The sequence below is a fragment of the Pantoea sp. WMus005 genome (genome assembly GCF_013415305.1).
Classification (GTDB): Bacteria; Pseudomonadota; Gammaproteobacteria; order Enterobacterales; family Enterobacteriaceae; genus Pantoea; species Pantoea rara.
Map to the genome: position 1 here is coordinate 2,212,912 of NZ_JACBXU010000001.1, position 20,006 is coordinate 2,232,917.

The window sequence follows — 20,006 nt, forward strand, 5'->3', positions numbered from 1 at the left end:
CGGAGTTGATAACAATGCAAAAAATAACACTCTCGCTGCTGGCCCTGAGCCTGCTGAACGCCAGCGCCGCCTTCGCGGACACCGTCACGCCGGTACCGGCGGCTATCGCCAGCCATGATGGCCCGATCCGTATTGCGGTGATCCGTAACCTCGGCTCTGATGACAACACCACCCAGTTTGTTGCCGGGGCTATTCAGCAGGGTCGCCAGTTGGGCTTTAAGGTCAGCACCTTCCTGAGTAACGGCGATGATGCGCGCTTCCAGGATTTCGTGAATCAGGCGATCAGCCAGAAATATGACGGCATCGTGCTGTCGCACGGTAAAGCGCCCTATGCCAGCGGACTGGTGAAGCGCATTGCCGACGCGGGCATCAGGCTGTCTGTGTTTGATACACCGGTGGATAGCCCGATTCCGGGCGTCACCGTCACCGCGCAGGATGACGCTTCACTGGCACAGCTTTCGCTGGGCCAGCTCATCCATGATTTCAATGGCAAAGCGAATATCGTCAAACTGTGGGTCGCTGGTTTCCCGCCGATGGAGCGCCGTCAGGTGGTGTATGAAAAACTGCTGAAAGAGAATCCGGGCATTCATCAGCTGGAGTCGATCGGTGCAGTTTCAACGGATGTGCAGGGCGATACCGCCAACAAGATTGGTGCGATTCTGGCGAAATACCCGAAAGGCAAAATCGACGCGATCTGGGGGGCCTGGGATGCCTTCAGCCAGGGCGCTTACAAAGCGCTGCAGGAGAATGGCCGGACCGAGATCAAGCTCTACAGCATTGATGTCTCGAACCAGGATTTGCAGCTGATGCGTCAGAAGAACAGCCCATGGGTGCAGACGGTGGCGGTCGATCCTAAAACCATCGGCGCGGTGAATATGCGCCTGGTGGCGAAAAAGATTGCCGGTGAAGAGACGCCAGCGACGTACCAGTTTAAAGCCGCGTCAATCTCTCAGCAGCAGCTCGGCAGCCAGCCTGGCGCAGTGAACGTGGCGTCGCTGAACAGGATCATTCCGGGCTGGGGCAGCAATGAAGATTTCGTCGCGCCGTGGTTTGCTACTCTGGCGGCGAAATATAAGAAGTAATCCGGCGTCAGCCTTGCCGATCGGTGAGGCTGGCCGTTACAGGCCCAGCAGCAGCTGACGCTCAAGCTGGGGATCGACCATGGTGACATGCAGTCCCACCAGCCGCACGCCGCGCCCGGCACGACGCTCATCCCAGGTTTTCCGGGCGATGGCAATCATGTCCTCTTTATTCAGTACCGGCCAGATATGCTCCTGGGTCGTCTGCTGAAAATCACTGAATTTGAGTTTAACGCCCTGACGCGCCACCTGCCTGTCGGGTCGGATCTGCGTAAGCCGGCGATCCAGTTCGGCATAGAGAAAATCGATAATCTCCAGGCAGGCATCCCAGTCGCTGATATCTTCCGCCAGCGTGCGTTCCACCCCCAGCGATTTACGCTCGCGCTCCACAATGACGCTGCGATCATCAATGCCATTGCTGCGCTCCCACAGTACCCGGCCAAACTTCCCAAAGCGCTTCAGCAGTAGCGCCAGATCGGCTTTCTGCACGTCGCCGCAGGTCACCAGCCCCATCTCTTCCAGCTTTTTGGCCGAGACCTTACCAACACCGGGGATCTTCGCCAGCGGCAACGTCAGCAAAAAAGCGGCCATCTCCGGCGGTGTAATCACGAACTGTCCGTCCGGCTTATTCAGGTCAGAGGCGATCTTTGCCAGAAATTTAATCGGGGCGATGCCCGCTGAAGCGGTCAGCCCGGTTTCACGGTAGATGGTGGCGCGGATCGCCTGCGCCATCAGCGTGGCAGAGCCGTGACAGTGCGGGCTGTCGGTGACATCCAGATAGGCTTCATCAAGGGAGAGAGGTTCAATCAGGGGCGTATAGCGGGTAAAAATGTCGCGGATCTGCGCAGAGGCTTCTTTGTAGGCATCGAAGCGTCCTGGCAGCAAACGGAGGTGTGGGCATAGCTTGAGGGCCATGCCAGTTGGCATCGCGCTGCGCACGCCAAATTTACGAGCCGGATAGTTAGCGGTGCTGATTACGCCGCGACGTTCGCGGCTGCCACCAATGGCGATCGGGATATCGCGCAGCTGGGGATTATCACGCATCTCCACCGCGGCATAGAAGCAGTCCATATCGACATGAATGATTTTACGCATACCCCCTCCGGCACTGGATAAGTATACAGTTGGCAGGGGTAACTGCAATATTTGTCGCGCCCACAATTAAAGTTTACAAATTTGTGGCCGAATATCCTTCAGTAAATCGCGAATTTCGCTGACGCCGTCTTGCTAAAAAAACAGACAATGTTTAATGTTGCGCTGCGGTAGCGGACAGTTCCGATAATGCAAACAGAGACGCACAATTTGCGTCATGTTCTCTTCATTTCAAGGTATACACAGCATGGGCAAAATCGCACTCCTGTTTGCGATGATTTTACTGCCAGCCCTCAGCATGGCAATGACACCCGAACCCGTTCAGACAGCGGCACCGGTCAGTAAAGAATTAAAGAAGCAGTTACTCGGCACCCCGGTTTATATCCAGATTTTCAAGGAAGAACGCACCCTCGAACTCTACGGCAAAATCGGTAATGAATACCGCCTGCTGGATACCTACCGCATCTGTAATTTTTCTGGCGGCCTCGGCCCGAAACGCCGCGAAGGCGATTTCAAAAGCCCGGAAGGTTTTTACAACGTGAAGCTGAATCAGTTGAAGCCAGATAGCCGTTTTTATCGTGCCATCAACATTGGCTTCCCGAATCAGTACGATCGTAATCAGGGCTACAGCGGCAACTACCTGATGATTCATGGCGACTGTAAGTCGATTGGCTGCTATGCCATGACAAACGCCTATATGGATGAGATTTTTACGTATGTGAACGCCGCGCTGCGTAACGGCCAGCAGGATGTCAGCATCAGCATCTATCCGTTCCGCATGACCGACAGCAATATGCAGCGTCACCGCTACTCCAGCGATGCCAGTTTCTGGCAGCAGTTACAGCCGGGATACGCTTACTTTGCGAAGTATCGCCAGCCGCCGACGGTCAATGTCGCCAGCGGTAAATATGTGATGAACAGCAGCCCGGCACCGGTTTTAGCGAGTCCCGAAGCCGCTTCCCGCTCATTCCTGGCGCTCTCCAAGGCAGAATAACGCCCATTCACCTGGCGCAATTCGCTGCCAGGTTTCATTGGCCGTCAGTGGCTGCGTAGCAATCACCGTCACCACGTCATGCGGCGTGGTGTGCTGCTGAAAATCAACTTCCACATCCTGATCCAGTAACTGCGCCCGGCCAAAGGGTGCACGACGGGTGATCCAGAAGAGGTTGGTGGAGCAAAAGGCCATCAGATATCGCCCGTCTGACAGCAGCATGTTAAACACGCCCTTCTGCCGCAATGTGCCAGCCAGCTCCCCGATAAAACGAAACACTGCAGGCCAGTTGCCCGGCGTGCGCGGATAGCGCGTCGCCAGCTGATGCAGGATCCAGCAAAACGCCTTCTCGCTGTCCGTTTCGCCTACCGGCCGGAATGTACCGGTCTCCAGTTGCCGATAGCCCTTAAGCTGGCCGTTGTGCGCATAGGTCCAGTGACGGCCCCACAGCTCGCGGGTAAACGGATGCGTGTTCTCCAGCGACACCTGACCGCGATTCGCCTGGCGGATGTGCGCCACCACCGAATGCGATTTGATCGGATACTCCTGTACCAGACGCGCAATCGGCGAGTTAAAACTCGGCAGCGGATCTTTAAACGTACGACAACCTTTATCTTCGTAGAAGGTAATGCCCCAGCCATCTTTGTGAGGCCCGGTTCCACCGCCACGCTGAACCAGTCCGGTAAAGCTGAAACAGATATCCGTGGGAACATTGGCGCTCATCCCGAGCAATTCGCACATAGCCACCACCTCTGATTAAGCGGCCTCCCGTCTGCGGGAGGCCGGCGCAGTTACTTCACCATCTCTTTTTCGATCAGCAGCATCAGGATGTGGATCACTTTAATGTGGATCTCCTGGATGCGATCGGCATACCCAAAGTGTGGCACCCGGATTTCAATATCGGCACTGCCTGCCATCTTACCGCCATCTTTGCCGGTCAGGGTGATCACTTTCATGCCCTGCGCACGGGCGGCTTCAATCGCTTTAATGATATTGGCAGAGTTTCCGGAGGTGGAGAGGCCCAGCAGTACATCGCCCGGACGCCCTACTGCTTCCACATAGCGTGAAAAGACATAGTCATAACCAAAGTCATTACTGACGCAGGAGAGATGGCTGACATCAGAGATGGCAATCGCCGGATAGCCGGGACGATTTTCACGGTAGCGACCCGTCAGCTCTTCGGCAAAATGCATCGCATCGCAATGTGAACCGCCGTTACCACAGGAAAGCACCTTGCCGCCTGCCTTAAAGCTGTCAGCCAGCAGCACCGCAGCGCGTTGGATCGCATGGATATTGGCGTCGTCGCTGAGGAATTTATTCAGCGTATCAGCAGCTTCATTCAGCTCTGCGCGGATGATGTCCTGGTACATAGGGATGTCCTTTTTTAGGAGAGGTTAATCGCAGCAAGTTTAACGGAATGGCCGGTAAGCGCAAAGCGTCATGCCATGTCCGGGCGGGAAGTGACAGCAAATATCACTGCCACAGGTGATGCAAAAATGGGCTAAAAACGGTTTTTGTGAGGCAGGTTGTAATTGCGATGTAAACAAATTGATAAATCCGGCCAACTACTCTAAACCTCTCTACATAACAGGTCAGACCTCTTACTACTTGGAGCGGTTCATTATGATGGTTGTCTCGATACTTGCCACGGTGGCGCTGATTGGCGCCCTGTTTTATCACCGCCTGTCGTTACGGCTCAGCAGCGCAATTCTGTTGCTGTGGACTGCAGCGATGGCTTTTGCTCATCTCTGGACGCCATGGCTGCTGCTGCCGCTGGCGATCATCCTGCTGCCGTTAAACCTGACGTCACTGCGCCGCGACCTCTTTTCAAAACCGATATTTCAGCGCTTCCGGAAGGTCATGCCGCCGATGTCACGCACTGAGAAAGAGGCGATCGATGCGGGCACCACCTGGTGGGAAGGCGATCTGTTCCAGGGCAAACCGGACTGGCAGAAGCTGCACAACTATCCTCAGCCACGCCTGACTGCCGATGAGCAGGCCTTTCTCGCTGGCCCTGTCGAAGAAGCGTGCCGCATGGCCAACGATTTCCAGATCACCCATGAGCTGGCCGATATGCCGCCGGAACTCTGGGCATATCTGAAAGAGCATCGTTTCTTCGCGATGATCATTAAAAAAGAGTATGGCGGACTGGATTTCTCCGCTTATGCGCAAGCCTGTGTGCTGCAAAAACTGTCGGGCGTCTCCGGGATTCTGGCGATTACCGTAGGTGTGCCTAACTCACTCGGTCCGGGCGAACTTCTGCAGCACTACGGCACTGAAGAACAGAAGAATCACTATTTACCCCGGCTGGCGCGTGGCGATGAGATCCCCTGCTTTGCGCTGACCAGCCCGGAAGCGGGTTCAGATGCGGGCGCGATCCCCGATACCGGCGTTGTCTGCATGGGCGAATGGAAAGGTAAGCAGGTGCTGGGTATGCGCCTGACCTGGAACAAACGCTACATTACGCTGGCACCGATCGCCACCGTGCTGGGCCTGGCATTTAAACTCTCCGACCCGGATCATCTGCTCAGTGACAACGAAAATCCTGGCATTACCTGTGCGCTGATCCCGACCAATACGCCCGGCGTGGAAATTGGCCATCGCCACTTCCCGCTTAACGTACCGTTCCAGAACGGACCGACGCGCGGCAACGATATCTTTGTGCCCATCGACTATATTATTGGCGGTCCGGACATGGCTGGTCAGGGCTGGCGGATGCTGGTGGAATGTCTGTCAGTGGGTCGCGGCATCACGCTGCCATCAAACTCAACCGGTAGCCTGAAAAGTGTGGCACTGGCGACAGGCGCATATGCTCATATCCGCCGTCAGTTCCGGCTTTCTATCGGTAAAATGGAAGGGATTGAAGAGCCACTGGCGCGCATTGCTGGCAACGCTTACGTGATGGATGCGGCGGCTACGCTGATTACGGCCGGCATTATGCAGGGTGAAAAACCGGCGGTGCTGTCGGCGATTGTTAAATATCACTGCACCCATCGCGGCCAGCGCGCCATTATCGACGCCATGGATATTGCTGGCGGTAAAGGCATCATGCTCGGCAACAGTAACTTCCTGGCCCGTGCCTATCAGGGTGCGCCTATCGCGATCACGGTGGAAGGCGCGAACATTCTGACGCGCAGCATGATTATCTTCGGTCAGGGTGCAATTCGCTGCCATCCTTATGTGCTGCAGGAGATGGCGGCCGCAGCCAGCAACGATGTTAACGCGTTTGATCAGGCGCTTTTCAGCCATATCGGTCATGTGGGCAGCAGCACGATGCGCAGCCTGTGGCTGGGTTTAACCGCCGGACGTACCAGCGCCAGCCCGACCCGCGATGGTACCCGCCGTTATTACCAGCACCTGAACCGCATCAGTGCCAACCTGGCGTTGCTTTCTGATGTGTCGATGGCGGTGCTGGGCGGCAGCCTGAAACGTCGCGAGCGCATCTCGGCGCGTCTGGGCGATGTGCTGAGCCAGCTCTATCTCGCCTCGGCGACGCTGAAACGCTATGACGACGAAGGCCGTAATGAAGCCGATATGCCGCTGGTTCACTGGGGTGTGCAGGATGCGCTGCATCAGGCGGAAGTAGCCATTGACGATCTGCTGCGTAACTTCCCGAACCGTCTGGTGGCGGGCGCATTGCGGATGACGATTTTTGCAGGCGGTCATCACTGCCCTGCGCCGTCTGACCGTCTGGATCATCAGCTGGCAAAAATGCTGCAGCAGCCGTCAGCCACCCGCAGCCGACTGGGCCGTGGCATGTACCTGACGCCGAGTGAGCATAACCCTGCCGGTCAGCTGGAACAGGCGCTGCAGGATGTGATGGCAGCAGAAGTGATTCATGACCGGCTGTGCAAACAGACGAAGCAGCACCTCTCCTTTACCCGACTGGACGCGCTGGCGAAGCGCGCGCTGGAACAGGGCTGGATTGATGTGAAAGAGGCTGATGTGTTGCAGCGTGCTGAAGTCAGTCGTCTGCGTTCAATTAACGTCGATGAGTTTGAGCCGGAAGCACTGGCAGTAACGGTGCCAGAGAAAGCGCCTCAGCCTGCATCACGGGCGAGTGAGGCGGCATAGGGTTAGCGTTGACCTGCCGCACTGGTTCAGGGATGAGGTGCGTCATCGCCCGTGCTGAGCCAGTCCTGTTTTTAGAGGCCGACATTATGTCGGCCTTTTTTTATCCTGCCTGACGGATGCGGGCAATCAGCGCATCCACATCTTCTACGTGATCGGCTGCCAGAATCAGCGTGCGTCCCAGGTTAATCGCATTACGGATGCAATCAGTGCGCATCGCCGGATCGGCAATCAGCTTCATATCCGCCACATGCGACATCCCCACCGTGCGGCGAATCAGTTCGGTGCCGCAGTAACCAATGGTATCGGCCCACACTTTTCGCACAAAGGCCTCGGCATAGCCTGGATAAGCCAGCGCCTCATCACGGGTCTTCTCTGCCGCCAGCGCCAGGAAGCCTGAAGCAAACGTCGTCCAGAGGGTATGCACATCACTGAGGCGCTGCTCGCGTGCATCGGCAGCCTCACGCGGTGCGAGCAGCCCCGGCAGGCCGCAGTAGTTAATCAGCAGGTTGCCTATCGCAGTACCAACATCAAAACCGACAGGACCAAAATACCCAAACTCCGCATCAATCGCCTTCAGGCTACCGTCAGCAACGAAAATCGATCCGCTGTGAATATCCCCATGCAGCAGCGCTTCGGCGTGGGCAAAGAAACGATGCTTAAGACCGCCCACCGCAATGCGCAGCGCATCATCATTGCGCAGGCTGGCGACCAGCGGTTCAAGTGCTTCGGGATAGCTGTTGCGCTCATGATTGGTGTAGGGATCGTTAAAGAAAAGATCTTCGGTAATTTCACACATTTCAGGATTAATGAAGCGCGCCACTTCCGCTTTTTTCTGATGCGGATGCAGGATGAAATCGGAAGTATGGAACAGGGTTTGTGCCAAATAGTCGCCTAACTGCTGAGCCGCTTCCGGGTAGTAAGCGCCCTTCACCAGCTCGCCGCGCCAGATGCGATGGCTGGAAAGATCTTCCATCACCATCACCGCCAGCTCTGCATCGTAATGGGTGATCTTCACTGTATGCTGCGGACAATATTTGTAGTGCTCGACCAGCGTCTGCGCTTCCAGCCGCGCCCGATCCAGCGTCAGTGGCCAGGACTCCCCCACGCAGCGCACATAAGGCAGTGCCTGCTTGACGATAACGCGACTGATGCCCTGATCGTCATAAATCTTAAACACCAGGTTGAGGTTGCCATCACCAATCTCTTCTGCGCTGCTCAGCGCGGCAGGATTGTCCACGCCGCCAAATTGTCGGGCATATTCCACAGCATCAGCAGCAGTAAAGGTACGGTATTGCGACATTGCCTGTTCCTCATCATTCGAAGGGGGTCACTCAGGTGTAATAAGCCGTTCAGACGTCTATACATCCGTTCAGCATGTTGGCACAATACGCATCATTAACGCAACATGGATTTCACCCACAATGCAGACACTTCAAACCACCAGCTTACAGGTTCGTGACAATCAGCTCTGGATTCTGGATCAGCAGGCACTGCCGCAGCAGAAGAACTGGCTGCCCGCGCACAGCGTGCCTCAACTGATTGAACATATTCATGCACTGCGGGTGCGCGGTGCGCCGCTGATCGGCCTTTCCGCCTCGCTGCTGCTGGCGCGGCTGGCAGAACAGGGGCAGACGCGCGCTGAACTGGCACAGGCGCTGGAGACCCTGCGCGCTGCGCGCCCTACCGCCGTCAACCTGATGAACAATCTTGATCGGATGAAAGTGGCGCTGGCTCAGCCGGACTTTGCCCCTGCGCTGGCTCAGGAAGCCTGGCGGCTGGTGCAGGAAGATAAGCAACTGTGTGATGCCATCGCTGACGCCGGTTGCACGCTGGTGAAACCCAACAGCCAGTTGCTGACGCACTGCAATACCGGTGGACTGGCAACAGCGGGTGTGGGCACCGCGCTGGGCGTCATTGCCCGCGCTCATCAGCAGGGCCTGATTAAGAATGTCTGGGTTGATGAAACCCGTCCGTTGTTGCAGGGCGGCCGCTTAACTGCCTGGGAACTGGGCGAGCTGGCGGTTTCTTACACCCTGATTACTGATTCCATGGCCGCCAGTCTGATGGCCCGTGGCGAGGTAGATGCCGTGTGGGTCGGCGCTGACCGCATTGCCGCCAACGGCGATGTCGCCAATAAGATCGGTACCTACAGTCTGGCGGTGCTGGCACATTATCATCAGATTCCGTTTTACGTGGCGGCCCCGCATACCACGCTGGATCGCAGCTGTCCTGACGGCGCAGCCATTCCCATTGAGCAGCGCGCCGCCAGTGAAGTGACAGGCGTTGCCGGCAGTTTTGGCAGTGTGCAGTGGGCGCCGGAAGCGGCGAAAGTCTATAACCCGGCGTTTGATGTCACGCCAGCCGCCCTGATCAGCGGCTGGGTGCTGGACACTGGCGTGGTGACGCCTGACCAGGTGAAGAACGGCATCTTTCAGCCGCAGTAATGGTCTGCGAGGCGTTTGCCGCTATGGCAGACGCCTCATATAACAGGCTGACAGATTACGCCAGACGCGGATAGGCGTCCGCAATCTTATCCCCGGTAAAGTTCGCTACCCAGCCTTCCTGATTATCGAAAATCCGGATCGCCGTGAAGTGCGGTGACGATCCCATATCAAACCAGTGCGGCGTTCCCGCCGGCACCGAGATCAGATCGTTTTTTTCGCACAGGATCTGCAGGATCTCGCCATCCAGATGCAGGCAGAACAGCCCGGCACCCTCCACAAAGAAACGCACTTCATCTTCGCCGTGCGTATGTTCAGAGAGAAACTTCTCGCGCAGCACGGTTTTCTGCGGATTATCGGCGCGCATGCTGATCACGTCCCAGCTCTGATAGCCTTTTTCCGCCACCAGCCTATCAATCGCATGCTGATAGGCGTTGATCACCGTTGCGGGATCCGGGTTTTCACCCAGATCGCGATCGGCTTCCCAGCGCTCAAAACGGACGCCTTTGGCGTTCAGGCGGTCACGAATCGCTTCCGCGTCAGTGCTGTGCCACACCGGCTGGCTGGCTTCACGATCGGTAAAAATAGTCAGTGCGCTCATCCTAAATCGACTCCGGGTTAATCTGGGAAAAATCCGTCACCTGACGATGGCGGCTCTCGTCGTCCGCATCGCCACGCAGTAATTGCAACGTCTGCCAGCCCGCCTCTGCGGCGGCATCCAGCTCCTGATGAATATCGGAGAGAAACAGCAGTTGCTCCGCTGGCTGACCAATCTCAGCGGCGATAGCGCGATAGGCCGCCACATCGCGTTTAGCGCCGACGTGGGTGTCAAAATAGCCGCTGAACAGGCCAGTAATATCACCTTCGTCGCTGTAGCCAAATAACAATTTCTGCGCCGCAACCGAGCCGGAGGAATATACATAGAGTTCAATACCCTGCGCCTTCCAGCGGGTCAGGGCAGGCAGCACGTCGGGATAGAGATGACCGGTAAAACTCCCATTCACGTAGCCATCGCGCCAGATCATGCCCTGCAGCGCCTTCAGGCCGGTGGATTTGCGATCCTGGTCCATAAAGCCCAGCAGAATATCTGTCACGCCAGCCAGATCGGCCTGCGGCTGACCGGCCTCTTCACGCACCGACTGCAGCGCCGCCACTACTTCGGGCTGGTGCGCATTATCACGCAGGAAATCCGGCAGATGCTGCCGGGCATAGGGAAACAGGATGTTATGTACAAAGCGGATATCGCTGGTGGTGCCTTCGATATCAGTAACAATGGCGCGAATCATGCTTTCTCCAGCAGGCGACGTTGACGTTCACATTCGAATAAAAATTCCAGACCTTCCAGATGACGGCGGGCTTCGCTGACATCCCGGCCCCAGCAGGTTAAGCCGTGGCCGCGCAGCAGAAAGCCGTAGCGCAGCGGAAAACGAGCAGCGTAGTCTTCAATTTCTGACGCCAGCGCCGCGATGTCCTGGCTGTTGTCGAACACGGGAATCGCTAGCGTGTCCAGATGGGTGTGCTGGCCGGTTAATGATTTCTGCATCTCATAGCCATGCAGCAGCAGCGCCGCGCCCTGCTCTACCCGCGACAGCACGGTCGAATTCACCGTATGGGTATGCAGCACCGCGCCCGCCTCAGGAAAGAGGCGATAGATCATCGTGTGCAGGCCGGTTTCTGCGGATGGCTTACGGTCAGAGAGCGACTGGCTGGTGGCGATATCGACGTCGATAAAGTCATCCCGCGTCAGCGTGCCTTTATCTTTGCCTGATTCGCTCAACAGGCAGACATGTTCATCGCGGCGCACGGACATGTTCCCGCCGGTGGCCGGTGCCCAGCCTTTTTCGCCAATCCAGTGACAGGCGGCGACCAGCTGATCTAACGGAAGACTCTGCGACATAAAGGTTCCTTGCGGTGAAAGGTGATCCCGGATAAGCAAACGCTGCTGACGCGCGGAGCATGACGCATGCAAATGCTAAATGGACCGTGTGTCAGCAAGGCGGCAAGCGCGCGCATCCCCGGGAGCTTACATGAGTAAGTGACTCGGGTAAGCAAGTGCAGCTAACACCGCTGACGCGCGGAGCATGACGCATTTAGCCGTCTAAGCGTCTTGATTGCCAAATACTACCATCCTGTTTATAGTGGCACAAACCCCGGGTGACTCCGCATCAATCTTCGCGCTTAAGGCCTGACATCATGACGCAGCACAACCTGATCCCCGAAAGTAAACTCCCTTTGCTCGGCACCACGATTTTTAGCCAGATGAGTGCGCTGGCGCAGCAGCATAACGCCATCAATCTCTCTCAGGGCTTCCCCGATTTCAGCGGCCCGGACTATCTGCAGCAGCGGCTGGCGTTTCACGTCAGCCAGGGCGCGAATCAATATGCGCCGATGACCGGTGCGCTGCCGTTACGTGAGGCGATAGCTGAGAAAACCGCGCGGCTTTATGACTATCGTCCGGATGTTGACGCGGAGATTACGGTGACGGCGGGCGCGACCGAAGCACTCTATGCGGCGATTACCGCACTGGTGCGGCCGGGCGATGAGGTGATCTGCTTTGATCCCAGCTACGACAGCTATGCGCCTGCGGTGGCGTTGTCTGGCGGCGTGATGAAACGCATTACGCTGCAGCCGCCCGCTTTTCGGGTGGACTGGCAGGCGTTTGCTGCGCTGCTGAGTGACAAAACCCGGCTGGTGATCCTGAATACGCCGCACAATCCCTCGGCTACCGTCTGGCAGCAATCCGATTTCACCGCGCTGTGGCAGGCGATTGCTCAGCACCCAATCTATGTGCTGAGCGACGAAGTTTATGAGCACATCTGCTTTGATGAGGTGGGCCACGCCAGCGTGCTGGCACATCCTGATCTGCGTCAGCGCGCCATTGCAGTGTCGTCGTTTGGTAAGACTTTCCACATGACCGGCTGGAAAGTGGGCTATTGCATTGCCCCCGCGGCGATCAGCGCTGAACTGCGCAAAGTGCATCAGTACCTGACCTTCTCGGTGAATACCCCGGCGCAGCTGGCGATCGCCGATATGCTGCGTGAGCATCCGGAACACTATCTTGAACTGCCAGCGTTTTATCGCGATCGCCGCGATCGCCTGGCGACGGCGCTGAGCAACAGCCGCTTTAAGGTGCTGCCCTGTGAAGGCACCTACTTTTTACTGGTCGATTACAGCGCCATCTCCGATCTGGATGACGTCAGTTTCTGCCAGTGGCTGACCCGTGAAATCGGCGTCGCCGCGATTCCATTGTCGGTGTTCTGCGCCGATGCTTTCCCCTATAAACTGATCCGCCTCTGTTTTGCCAAACAGCCGGCGACATTAGATGCCGCTGCGGAGCGCTTATGCCAGCTTTGAAAATCACGCTATTGCAGGAGACGCTGAGCTGGATGGATGGCGAGGCCAACCTGCGTCATTTTGACGCGCAGCTGGCCGGTCTCACCGGACGCGATCTGATTGTCCTGCCGGAGATGTTCACCACCGGCTTTGCGATGGAGGCGGCGAAACGCTCGCTGCCTGAAGCGCGGGTAATTGAGTGGCTGCATCAGCATGCCCGCCGCACCGATGCCCTGATCGGCGGCAGCGTGGCGATCCAGACAGAACATGGCGCGGTAAACCGTTTCCTGCTGGTCGAGCCGGATGGCACGGTGCATCAGTACGATAAGCGTCACCTGTTCCGTATGGCGGACGAGCATCATCACTATCTGCCTGGGGAACAGCGTCAGGTGTTTGAGTGGCGCGGCTGGCGGATCCTGCCGCAAATCTGTTACGACCTGCGCTTCCCGGTCTTCTCCCGCAACCGCAATGATTACGATCTGGCGCTCTATGTCGCCAACTGGCCTGCGCCACGCGCGCTGCACTGGCAGGCGCTGCTGCTGGCGCGGGCGATTGAAAATCAGGCTTATGTGGCAGGCTGTAACCGCGTCGGCAGCGACGGTAATCAGCATCACTACAGCGGCGACAGCCAGATTATTTCTCCACAGGGCGAGATCCTCAGCGCGGCCGAGCCGCATCAGCGCGCCCGGCTGGATGCGGAGCTGTCACTGGAGGAGCTTCAGGCTTACCGCGAACGCTTCCCTGCCTGGCAGGATGCGGACCGGTTTTCGCTATAAACTGACGCAGATTAACTGCCGCGATAGGTTGACCACGACCAGGGCGAAATCAGAAATGGCAGATGAAAATGGCTGCCCGCCTCGGCAATCACAAAGTCGATCTGCGCACTGACGTAGAGCGCATCCCGACCGGCGACAGCAAAATAGTCGCCAATTTCCGCCGTTAAACGGTAGTGGCCCGGTGTCAGCGGCTCGGGCGTCAGATCTTTCAGACGTCCGTCGCTGTCCGTTTCACCCTGTGAAATCGGAAACCATCCCTCAGGCGTGTTCTGCTCCAGTGAAATCGCCACGCCGCTGGCCGGTTTGCCCAGCGCCGTGTCGAGAATATGGGTGGTAACAGTACTCATTGAATCGTCTCCTTAAGGCGTAACAGGGTAATTTCACGCAGCTGTTCCAGCGCCTCCTGCTGCTCGGCCAAATCGCTATTCTGCAACCGACGCTGCAACGCTGCCAGCATCTGCTCGCCGCTGCGCCCTTTGGCGCGAATCAGAAATACCCGGCCAAAACGCGCTTCATACGCCTGATTCCCCTGCTGCATTGCCTGTTGCAGAGTGTGATCAGCCTGCTGCATCGCGGACTGCTCGCCGCGCGACAGCGTTGCCTCTTTGTCCACGCCGTTCGCGCGTTCACCAATGCGGGGATGCGCCGACAGTGCCGCCTCCAGTTCGGGCTGCTGCCACTGGTGAGCCAGCGCATCGGCAGTAGCCAGTAGCGCCTCCGTGGTGGCAAAAGGCCGTGCCGCCACCAGCGACTGCTGCCAGTGCGGGATCGCCACACAGTGCCGGATGGCCGACTGCGCCTCATCAGCCGATAGCTGATTAAATACGGCTAACTCCATATTCAGCTCCGTCCGGCAATCAGCGAGACCGCCTGTAAATAGGCCTGAAGTGCAGGTGCCACATCGTCCACTGCGACCGACTCCGCCGGATGGTGGCTGATACCGCGATGATTACGCACAAATAACATGCCGACCGGCCAGCGTTCAGCAATCGCGATGGCATCGTGTCCGGCCCCGCTCGGCAGTGACAGGCTGCGACCCTGCACCATTTCCACCGCATGGCTCAGCGCCTGTTGCAGCGCGGAGTCACAGGCGGTGGCACCAATGCGATAATATTCCTTAGACTCAAAGCGAAGTCCACGGCGCAGCGCAATCGCCTCCGCCTGCGTTAACAGGCTGGAGAGCAGCATCTCCAGTGGATTATCCAGCGGACCGCGCACGTCCAGCGACAGGGACACCTCGCCAGGGATCACATTCACTGCGCCCGGCGCGCAGTTAATCGTACCGACGGTAGCCACCAGCTGCGGATCCTGCTCACGGGTGGTCTGCTCAATAAACACCATCCACTCGGCAGCCGCAGCCAGTGCATCTTTGCGATGCGTCATCGGCACCGTGCCCGCATGGCCTGCTTCACCGGTGAAGCGGCAGTTGAGACGGCGCGCGCCGTTAATCGCCGTGACCACACCCAGCGCCAGATCGGCCTGCTCCAGGCAGGGGCCTTGTTCGATGTGCAGCTCAAGATATCCGACGATATCCTCAACCCGCCGCGTAGCCGCCTGGATCTGCTCGCTGTCGAGCCCGACATCGGCCATCGCCTGCGCCACGGTGATACCGTTGCCGTCCGGATGTGTCACCCAGCTTTGCGGCCAGCTGCCGGTAATCCCGCGACTGCCAAGCAGCGTAATGTCAAAGCGGGTGCCCTCTTCGTCGCCAAAGCCAATCACCTCAATCGCCAGCGGCAGGCGGCGCTGATGTTCATTAAGCCACTGCACGGTTTCAATGGCGCTGAGCACGCCCAGCATCCCGTCGTAGCGACCGGCGTTGCGCACCGTGTCAAGATGCGAGCCGAGCAGCAGCGCAGGCGCGCCCGCTTCTGCCGCCTCATAGCGCCCACAGATATTGCCGACTTCATCCTGCCACACCTGCATCCCCGCCGCCTGCATCCACTCACCGACGCAGGCATTGGCGCGCAGATGTTCTGGCGAGAGGTAGACGCGGGTCAGCCCCTCAGCCGTTTCACTGATCGCTGCCAGCGCATCGCAGCGCGCCATCACGCGCTGTGCAGCGGCCTGGGCTTCGCTGGCGCTCATCATCATGCCTGGCTCCCGTAGTGATCCCATGCGGCCTGCGCGCCAGCGCCCTGCGGCGTGCGATGACCGACATAAGTCAGCACCGTTTCCAGCGCCGATAGCGTCTGCATCACGCAATCTTTACGCGCGTTATAGCCCATGGTGCCGATGCGCCACACTTTGCCATGCAGCGGACCAAATGAGGTGCCAATCTCAATGCCGAAATCCTCCAGCATCAGTTTGCGCACCTGATCGCCGTTGACACCTGACGGGATCATCACGCCCAGCACGTTGTTCATCTTATTTTTCAGATCGCCGAAGGTCTCCAGTCCCATCCCCTGAATGCCTTTCAGCATCGCTTCACCATGCAGTTTGTGACGGGCGATGCCGTTATCCAGTCCCTCCTGCAGGATCAGACGTGCACACTCGCGTGCGCCAAACAGCGCACTGGTCGCTTCAGTGTGATGGTTAAGCCGCTCCGGCCCCCAGTAATCCATGATCATGCCGAGATCAAAATAGTTGGAGTAGATCATTTCCTCTTCGCCATCCTGATGCGCCTCGGTGCGGATCCCCTGCTCAACACATTTGCGTTTGCGGATTACCGCTTCCATCTCTGCGCTCAGCGTGATCGGCGACGTGCCCGAGGGGCCGCCCAGGCATTTCTGCATCCCCGCCGATACGGCATCCAGTCCCCAGGCATCCGTTTCCAGCGGGTTGCCCGCCAGCGACGCGGTGGCATCGGTGTAGAACAGCACGCCGTACTGTTTGCAGATCGCACCCAGCTGCTCAAGCGGTTGCAGCATGGTGGTCGAGGTGTCGCCCTGCACGGTCAGCAGCAGGCGCGGCCGCACTTTTTTGATCGCATCTTCGATCTGGTCCGGGGTAAAGACTTCGCCCCACGGCACTTCGATGGTGTGAACGTCCGCACGACAGCGACGGGCAATTTCGCACAGCAGATGACCGAAGCGGCCAAATACCGGCACCAGCACCTTGTCGCTAGGGCGGATCGCGGAGAGCAGAATCGATTCGATGCCAGCACGTGAGGTGCCATCAATCAGCAGCGTCCAGCGGTTCTCTGTGCGGAACACGCCGCGATAGAGCGCCATCACTTCGTTCATATAGTGGGTCATCGCAGGATCGTACTGACCCAGCAACTGACTCGACATGGCGCGCAGCACGCGAGGATCGGCATTGATCGGTCCCGGTCCCATCAGCAGACGCTGTGGCGGATTGAGTTGCGGGAATTGCGTAATATCCATCATCTTTTCCTTTTCTAAGACTCAGAGACGAACCGAAGAGATAAACTGCTTCAGTTCCGGCGTCTGCGGCTGGGCGAACAGCGTTTTACTGTCGCCCTGCTCCCAGACGCGCCCCTGATGCATAAAGACCACACGATCGCCCACATCGCGGGCGAAGCTCATTTCATGGGTGACGAGGATCAGCGTCATTCCCTCTGCCGCCAGCTGCTCCAGAACTTTGAGCACTTCGCCCACCAGTTCAGGATCAAGCGCGGAGGTGATCTCATCACAGAGTAAAACTTTCGGCGTCATCGCCAGCGCACGGGCAATCGCCACGCGCTGCTGCTGACCGCCAGAGAGGCTGGCAGGATAGTAGTCAAGACGCTCACCCAGCCCGACCTTCTCCAGCATCTGCGCCGCCAGCGCCCGGCACTCGGCCTCGCTTTTCTTCAGCACCCGGCGCGGCGCCAGCATCACGTTCTCCAGCGCCGTCATGTGCGGGAACAGGTTGAAGCTCTGAAATACCATCCCGACCGAGCGGCTGATTTCACGCGCCTGCGAATCGCGGTCGGTGATGGTCATTCCGCCGAGCTTAATGCTGCCTTCCTGATAGCCTTCCAGCCCGTTCATACAGCGCAGCAACGTGCTTTTGCCCGATCCGCTGCGACCGATGATGGAGATCACCTCGCCCATGTCGATATCCAGATCCACGCCTTTCAACACATGGTTGTCGCCGTAATATTTTTGCACCTGATTAATGGTGATGAGCGGCATTGAATTTTTTCTCCAGATACTGGCTGTAGCGAGACAGCGGATAACACATCAGGAAGTAGCCCAGCGCCACCAGCCCGAAGACTTTAAACGGCTGATAGGTCACGTTGTTCAGAATGGTGCCCGCCTTGGTCAGCTCGATGAAGCCGATAATCGAGGCCAGCGCGGTGCCCTTGATCACCTGCACGGCAAAGCCCACGGTCGGCGCGATACCGATGCGGATCGCCTGCGGTGCCACTACCCGCCACAGCGTCTGACCAAAGGTCAGGCCGAGGCAGCGCGACGCTTCCCACTGCCCTTTCGGCAGGGCGCGAATGCTGCCGTACCAGATGTCCACCAGAAAAGCGCTGGTGTAGAAGGTCAGTGCCAGCGAAGCTGCGGTCCAGGGCGCGACATCAATGCCGAATAGCCCGACGCCGAAAAACGCCAGGAACAGCTGCATCAACAGCGGCGTGCCCTGAAACAGCGCGGTGTAACCGCGTATTACGCGCGTCAGCCACTTACGTTGCAGCAGACGCAAAAACAGCAACGGCAGCGTCACCAGCGTTCCACCTACAAAGGCCACCAGCGACAGTAACAGGGTCCAGCGCGCCGCCAGCAGCAGGTTGCGCAGAATGTCCCAGTCGGTAAAGGTCGTCATCATGATGGCTGCACTCCAAACCATTTACGGCCAATCGCCAGCAGCAGATGGCGCATCGCAATCGACAACGCCAGATAGATCAGCGTGGTCACCAGATAGACCTCAAAACTCAAGAAGGTACGCGACTGAATCAGGTTGGCAGCGAAGGTCAGCTCCTCATAGGAGACCTGCGACACCACCGATGACCCCAGCATCACAATGATGCACTGACTCACCAGCGCCGGATAAATGCGCTGTAACGCAGGCGGCAGCACGACCCGCAGAAACGTCTGGCTGCGGGTTAATCCCAGCACCCGTCCCGCTTCCCACTGCCCTTTAGGTGTCACCTGGATCCCGGCGCGGATAATCTCGGTGCTATACGCCCCGAGGTTGATCAGCATCGCCAGCAGCGCTGCCTCGCCAGCAGTGAGTTTCAGCCCCAGCGCAGGCAGGCCGAAAACAATAAAGAACAGTTGCACCACAAACGGCGTATTGCGGATCAGCTCGACATAGAGGCCCCACAGGCGGCTCATCCAGCTGGGTTTGCCACTGCGCAGCGCCGCGCCCGCGATGCCGAGCGCCACACCACCGGTGGTTGCCAGCACCGTCAGCTGGAGGGTGACCCACAGACCGGAGAGCAGCTCCGGCCAGTAGGGCCACAGGGCGGGAAAGTTAAGTTGCCCGGTCATGAATCCGTCCTCAGGCGCCGAGGCTGGCGGGCAGCGGCGCTTTCAGCCACTCTTCTGACAGTTTATTCAGGGTGCCATCTTTGATGCCCTGCTCAATCAGCGCATTCACTTTCGCTTTCAGCGCAGGCTCATCTTTCTTCAGCCCGATAAAGCAGGGTGAATCTTTGAGCATGAACTGCGCGACGGGCGCTTTGGCCGGATTCTGGCGCGTAATAGCGGCGACGACCAGGTTACCGGTGGCGACATACTGCACCTGACCAGAGAGATACGCAGACAACGTCGTGTTGTTATCTTCGTAGCGTTTCACCTGCGCATCTTTCGGGGCCACTTCGCTCAGCACCATATCTTCTACCGCACCGCGCGTGACGCCAATCGACTTGCCGCTCAGCGCCGACGCCGCTTTGATCTCATCGCCTTTCGGCCCAAATACGCCCAGGAAAAACGGCGCATAGGCGCGAGTGAAGTCGATGACTTTTTCACGCTCGGCATTTTTACCCATGCTGGAGATAACCAGATCGACCTTGTCGGTTTGCAGATAAGGCACACGGTTGGCACTGCTGACCGGCACCAGCTGCAACTTAAGTTTCATCTGCTTTGCCAGATATTTTGCCGTGTCGATATCATATCCCTGCGGCTGCAGGTCGGTGCCGACTGAACCAAACGGCGGGAAGTCCTGTGGCACGGCAACGCGGATAACGCCGCGTTTCTGAATGTCCTGCAGTTGATCGGCCAGCGCGCTGCCCGCCTGAGCCATCAGTAATGCTGCTGTCGCTACCGCCATTAAAACTTTTTTCATTATGCACCCCGGTAAGATTACGTGAAACAAAAGATTCTTT

General features: G+C 58.0%; 21 protein-coding genes. 6 read left to right on the top strand and 15 right to left on the bottom strand.

What is annotated here, in order from left to right; translation table 11 throughout:
- The first annotated feature begins 14 nt into the window (after positions 1–14).
- A complete protein-coding gene (locus HZZ01_RS10190; RefSeq protein ID WP_179896928.1) occupies positions 15–1,082 on the top strand; it encodes a sugar ABC transporter substrate-binding protein in 1,068 nt (355 codons plus the stop codon).
- A gap of 36 nt (positions 1,083–1,118) precedes the next feature.
- Here HZZ01_RS10190 and dinB read toward each other — a convergent pair whose 3' ends face one another.
- Positions 1,119–2,174: a DNA polymerase IV gene (dinB, locus tag HZZ01_RS10195; protein ID WP_179896930.1), complete on the bottom strand. Its 1,056-nt coding sequence runs from the start codon at positions 2,172–2,174 to the stop codon at positions 1,119–1,121.
- 244 nt (positions 2,175–2,418) lie between these two features.
- Here dinB and dpaA point away from each other — a divergent pair, with 244 nt between their 5' ends.
- Entirely contained in the window at positions 2,419–3,165 is a 747-nt protein-coding gene (gene dpaA / locus HZZ01_RS10200) for a peptidoglycan meso-diaminopimelic acid protein amidase (protein ID WP_179896932.1), read from the top strand.
- Here dpaA and HZZ01_RS10205 read toward each other — a convergent pair.
- Both HZZ01_RS10205 and lpcA read right to left on the bottom strand, forming a co-directional pair.
- Positions 3,136–3,903, bottom strand: coding sequence for a class II glutamine amidotransferase (locus tag HZZ01_RS10205; protein WP_003851154.1), 768 nt, complete (start codon positions 3,901–3,903; stop codon positions 3,136–3,138). The two genes, dpaA and HZZ01_RS10205, sit on opposite strands and share 30 nt — an antisense overlap.
- A 50-nt stretch (positions 3,904–3,953) precedes the next feature.
- The gene (gene lpcA, locus HZZ01_RS10210) at positions 3,954–4,532 is read right to left on the bottom strand and encodes a D-sedoheptulose 7-phosphate isomerase (RefSeq protein ID WP_179896934.1); all 579 of its coding nucleotides are present in this window, start codon (positions 4,530–4,532) and stop codon (positions 3,954–3,956) included.
- 253 nt (positions 4,533–4,785) lie between these two features.
- Here lpcA and fadE point away from each other — a divergent pair, with 253 nt between their 5' ends.
- Positions 4,786–7,236 (top strand): acyl-CoA dehydrogenase FadE, encoded by a 2,451-nt coding sequence (gene fadE / locus HZZ01_RS10215; RefSeq protein ID WP_179896936.1) that lies wholly within the window; start codon positions 4,786–4,788, stop codon positions 7,234–7,236.
- 100 nt (positions 7,237–7,336) lie between these two features.
- Here fadE and mtnK read toward each other — a convergent pair whose 3' ends face one another.
- Positions 7,337–8,536, bottom strand: coding sequence for an S-methyl-5-thioribose kinase (gene mtnK, locus HZZ01_RS10220; protein WP_179896938.1), 1,200 nt, complete (start codon positions 8,534–8,536; stop codon positions 7,337–7,339).
- Between the two features lie 121 nt (positions 8,537–8,657).
- Between mtnK and mtnA the strand changes: the two genes are divergently transcribed.
- Positions 8,658–9,680, top strand: coding sequence for an S-methyl-5-thioribose-1-phosphate isomerase (gene mtnA, locus HZZ01_RS10225; protein ID WP_179896940.1), 1,023 nt, complete (start codon positions 8,658–8,660; stop codon positions 9,678–9,680).
- A gap of 55 nt (positions 9,681–9,735) precedes the next feature.
- Here the strand turns inward: mtnA and HZZ01_RS10230 are convergent, their stop codons facing one another.
- From HZZ01_RS10230 to HZZ01_RS10240, 3 genes are read right to left on the bottom strand one after another with little or no spacing between them, the layout of a single operon-like run.
- Positions 9,736–10,278 carry an acireductone dioxygenase gene (locus HZZ01_RS10230; protein ID WP_136197732.1) on the bottom strand — a complete coding sequence of 181 codons (543 nt, stop codon included), beginning with the start codon at positions 10,276–10,278 and terminating at the stop codon, positions 9,736–9,738.
- Position 10,279: 1 nt separating this feature from the next.
- Entirely contained in the window at positions 10,280–10,963 is a 684-nt protein-coding gene (gene mtnC / locus HZZ01_RS10235) for an acireductone synthase (RefSeq protein ID WP_179896942.1), read from the bottom strand.
- Positions 10,960–11,574 (bottom strand): methylthioribulose 1-phosphate dehydratase, encoded by a 615-nt coding sequence (locus HZZ01_RS10240; RefSeq protein ID WP_179896944.1) that lies wholly within the window; start codon positions 11,572–11,574, stop codon positions 10,960–10,962. The genes mtnC and HZZ01_RS10240 overlap by 4 nt, the downstream gene beginning before the upstream one ends.
- Positions 11,575–11,870: 296 nt before the next feature.
- Between HZZ01_RS10240 and HZZ01_RS10245 the strand changes: the two genes are divergently transcribed.
- Both HZZ01_RS10245 and HZZ01_RS10250 read left to right on the top strand, forming a co-directional pair.
- A complete protein-coding gene (locus HZZ01_RS10245; protein WP_179896949.1) occupies positions 11,871–13,031 on the top strand; it encodes a pyridoxal phosphate-dependent aminotransferase in 1,161 nt (386 codons plus the stop codon).
- Complete coding sequence (locus HZZ01_RS10250; protein ID WP_179896951.1) at positions 13,019–13,786, top strand: amidohydrolase; 768 nt, start codon at positions 13,019–13,021, stop codon at positions 13,784–13,786. Before HZZ01_RS10245 ends, HZZ01_RS10250 begins: the two co-directional genes overlap by 13 nt.
- An 11-nt stretch (positions 13,787–13,797) precedes the next feature.
- Here the strand turns inward: HZZ01_RS10250 and uraH are convergent, their stop codons facing one another.
- Genes uraH through HZZ01_RS10290 form a run of 8 tightly spaced genes read right to left on the bottom strand, consistent with a single transcriptional unit; the run spans position 13,798 to position 19,966 of the window.
- Positions 13,798–14,133 carry a hydroxyisourate hydrolase gene (gene uraH, locus HZZ01_RS10255; RefSeq protein WP_136197737.1) on the bottom strand — a complete coding sequence of 112 codons (336 nt, stop codon included), beginning with the start codon at positions 14,131–14,133 and terminating at the stop codon, positions 13,798–13,800.
- Positions 14,130–14,624, bottom strand: coding sequence for a 2-oxo-4-hydroxy-4-carboxy-5-ureidoimidazoline decarboxylase (uraD, locus tag HZZ01_RS10260; protein ID WP_179896953.1), 495 nt, complete (start codon positions 14,622–14,624; stop codon positions 14,130–14,132). Before uraD ends, uraH begins: the two co-directional genes overlap by 4 nt.
- Positions 14,625–14,626: 2 nt before the next feature.
- Positions 14,627–15,880 carry an allantoate amidohydrolase gene (hpxK, locus tag HZZ01_RS10265; protein ID WP_179896955.1) on the bottom strand — a complete coding sequence of 418 codons (1,254 nt, stop codon included), beginning with the start codon at positions 15,878–15,880 and terminating at the stop codon, positions 14,627–14,629.
- A complete protein-coding gene (locus tag HZZ01_RS10270) occupies positions 15,877–17,112 on the bottom strand; it encodes an alanine--glyoxylate aminotransferase family protein (RefSeq protein ID WP_179897147.1) in 1,236 nt (411 codons plus the stop codon). The genes hpxK and HZZ01_RS10270 overlap by 4 nt, the downstream gene beginning before the upstream one ends.
- Positions 17,113–17,133: 21 nt before the next feature.
- Positions 17,134–17,865: an amino acid ABC transporter ATP-binding protein gene (locus tag HZZ01_RS10275; RefSeq protein ID WP_008924827.1), complete on the bottom strand. Its 732-nt coding sequence runs from the start codon at positions 17,863–17,865 to the stop codon at positions 17,134–17,136.
- On the bottom strand, positions 17,846–18,502 hold the full coding sequence (locus tag HZZ01_RS10280; protein WP_179897149.1) for an amino acid ABC transporter permease: 657 nt from the start codon (positions 18,500–18,502) through the stop codon (positions 17,846–17,848). The genes HZZ01_RS10275 and HZZ01_RS10280 overlap by 20 nt, the downstream gene beginning before the upstream one ends.
- On the bottom strand, positions 18,502–19,170 hold the full coding sequence (locus HZZ01_RS10285) for an amino acid ABC transporter permease (RefSeq protein ID WP_179896957.1): 669 nt from the start codon (positions 19,168–19,170) through the stop codon (positions 18,502–18,504). Before HZZ01_RS10285 ends, HZZ01_RS10280 begins: the two co-directional genes overlap by 1 nt.
- A 10-nt stretch (positions 19,171–19,180) precedes the next feature.
- A complete protein-coding gene (locus HZZ01_RS10290) occupies positions 19,181–19,966 on the bottom strand; it encodes a transporter substrate-binding domain-containing protein (RefSeq protein ID WP_179896959.1) in 786 nt (261 codons plus the stop codon).
- Positions 19,967–20,006 lie beyond the last annotated feature (40 nt).

Excerpts from the sequence above, each read along its gene's own strand:
- HZZ01_RS10290 (WP_179896959.1), bottom strand. The coding sequence starts at position 19,966 with ATGAAAAAAGTTTTAATGGCGGTAGCGACAGCAGCATTACTGATGGCT.
- mtnA (WP_179896940.1), top strand. The coding sequence starts at position 8,658 with ATGCAGACACTTCAAACCACCAGCTTACAGGTTCGTGACAATCAGCTC.
- fadE (WP_179896936.1), top strand. The coding sequence starts at position 4,786 with ATGATGGTTGTCTCGATACTTGCCACGGTGGCGCTGATTGGCGCCCTG.
- HZZ01_RS10270 (WP_179897147.1), bottom strand. The coding sequence starts at position 17,112 with ATGGATATTACGCAATTCCCGCAACTCAATCCGCCACAGCGTCTGCTG.
- HZZ01_RS10230 (WP_136197732.1), bottom strand. The coding sequence starts at position 10,278 with ATGAGCGCACTGACTATTTTTACCGATCGTGAAGCCAGCCAGCCGGTG.
- HZZ01_RS10280 (WP_179897149.1), bottom strand. The coding sequence starts at position 18,502 with ATGACGACCTTTACCGACTGGGACATTCTGCGCAACCTGCTGCTGGCG.
- HZZ01_RS10190 (WP_179896928.1), top strand. The coding sequence starts at position 15 with ATGCAAAAAATAACACTCTCGCTGCTGGCCCTGAGCCTGCTGAACGCC.
- mtnC (WP_179896942.1), bottom strand. The coding sequence starts at position 10,963 with ATGATTCGCGCCATTGTTACTGATATCGAAGGCACCACCAGCGATATC.
- mtnK (WP_179896938.1), bottom strand. The coding sequence starts at position 8,536 with ATGTCGCAATACCGTACCTTTACTGCTGCTGATGCTGTGGAATATGCC.
- HZZ01_RS10285 (WP_179896957.1), bottom strand. The coding sequence starts at position 19,170 with ATGACCGGGCAACTTAACTTTCCCGCCCTGTGGCCCTACTGGCCGGAG.
- HZZ01_RS10250 (WP_179896951.1), top strand. The coding sequence starts at position 13,019 with ATGCCAGCTTTGAAAATCACGCTATTGCAGGAGACGCTGAGCTGGATG.
- uraH (WP_136197737.1), bottom strand. The coding sequence starts at position 14,133 with ATGAGTACTGTTACCACCCATATTCTCGACACGGCGCTGGGCAAACCG.
- dpaA (WP_179896932.1), top strand. The coding sequence starts at position 2,419 with ATGGGCAAAATCGCACTCCTGTTTGCGATGATTTTACTGCCAGCCCTC.
- HZZ01_RS10240 (WP_179896944.1), bottom strand. The coding sequence starts at position 11,574 with ATGTCGCAGAGTCTTCCGTTAGATCAGCTGGTCGCCGCCTGTCACTGG.
- HZZ01_RS10245 (WP_179896949.1), top strand. The coding sequence starts at position 11,871 with ATGACGCAGCACAACCTGATCCCCGAAAGTAAACTCCCTTTGCTCGGC.
- hpxK (WP_179896955.1), bottom strand. The coding sequence starts at position 15,880 with ATGATGATGAGCGCCAGCGAAGCCCAGGCCGCTGCACAGCGCGTGATG.
- HZZ01_RS10275 (WP_008924827.1), bottom strand. The coding sequence starts at position 17,865 with ATGCCGCTCATCACCATTAATCAGGTGCAAAAATATTACGGCGACAAC.
- HZZ01_RS10205 (WP_003851154.1), bottom strand. The coding sequence starts at position 3,903 with ATGTGCGAATTGCTCGGGATGAGCGCCAATGTTCCCACGGATATCTGT.
- uraD (WP_179896953.1), bottom strand. The coding sequence starts at position 14,624 with ATGGAGTTAGCCGTATTTAATCAGCTATCGGCTGATGAGGCGCAGTCG.
- lpcA (WP_179896934.1), bottom strand. The coding sequence starts at position 4,532 with ATGTACCAGGACATCATCCGCGCAGAGCTGAATGAAGCTGCTGATACG.
- dinB (WP_179896930.1), bottom strand. The coding sequence starts at position 2,174 with ATGCGTAAAATCATTCATGTCGATATGGACTGCTTCTATGCCGCGGTG.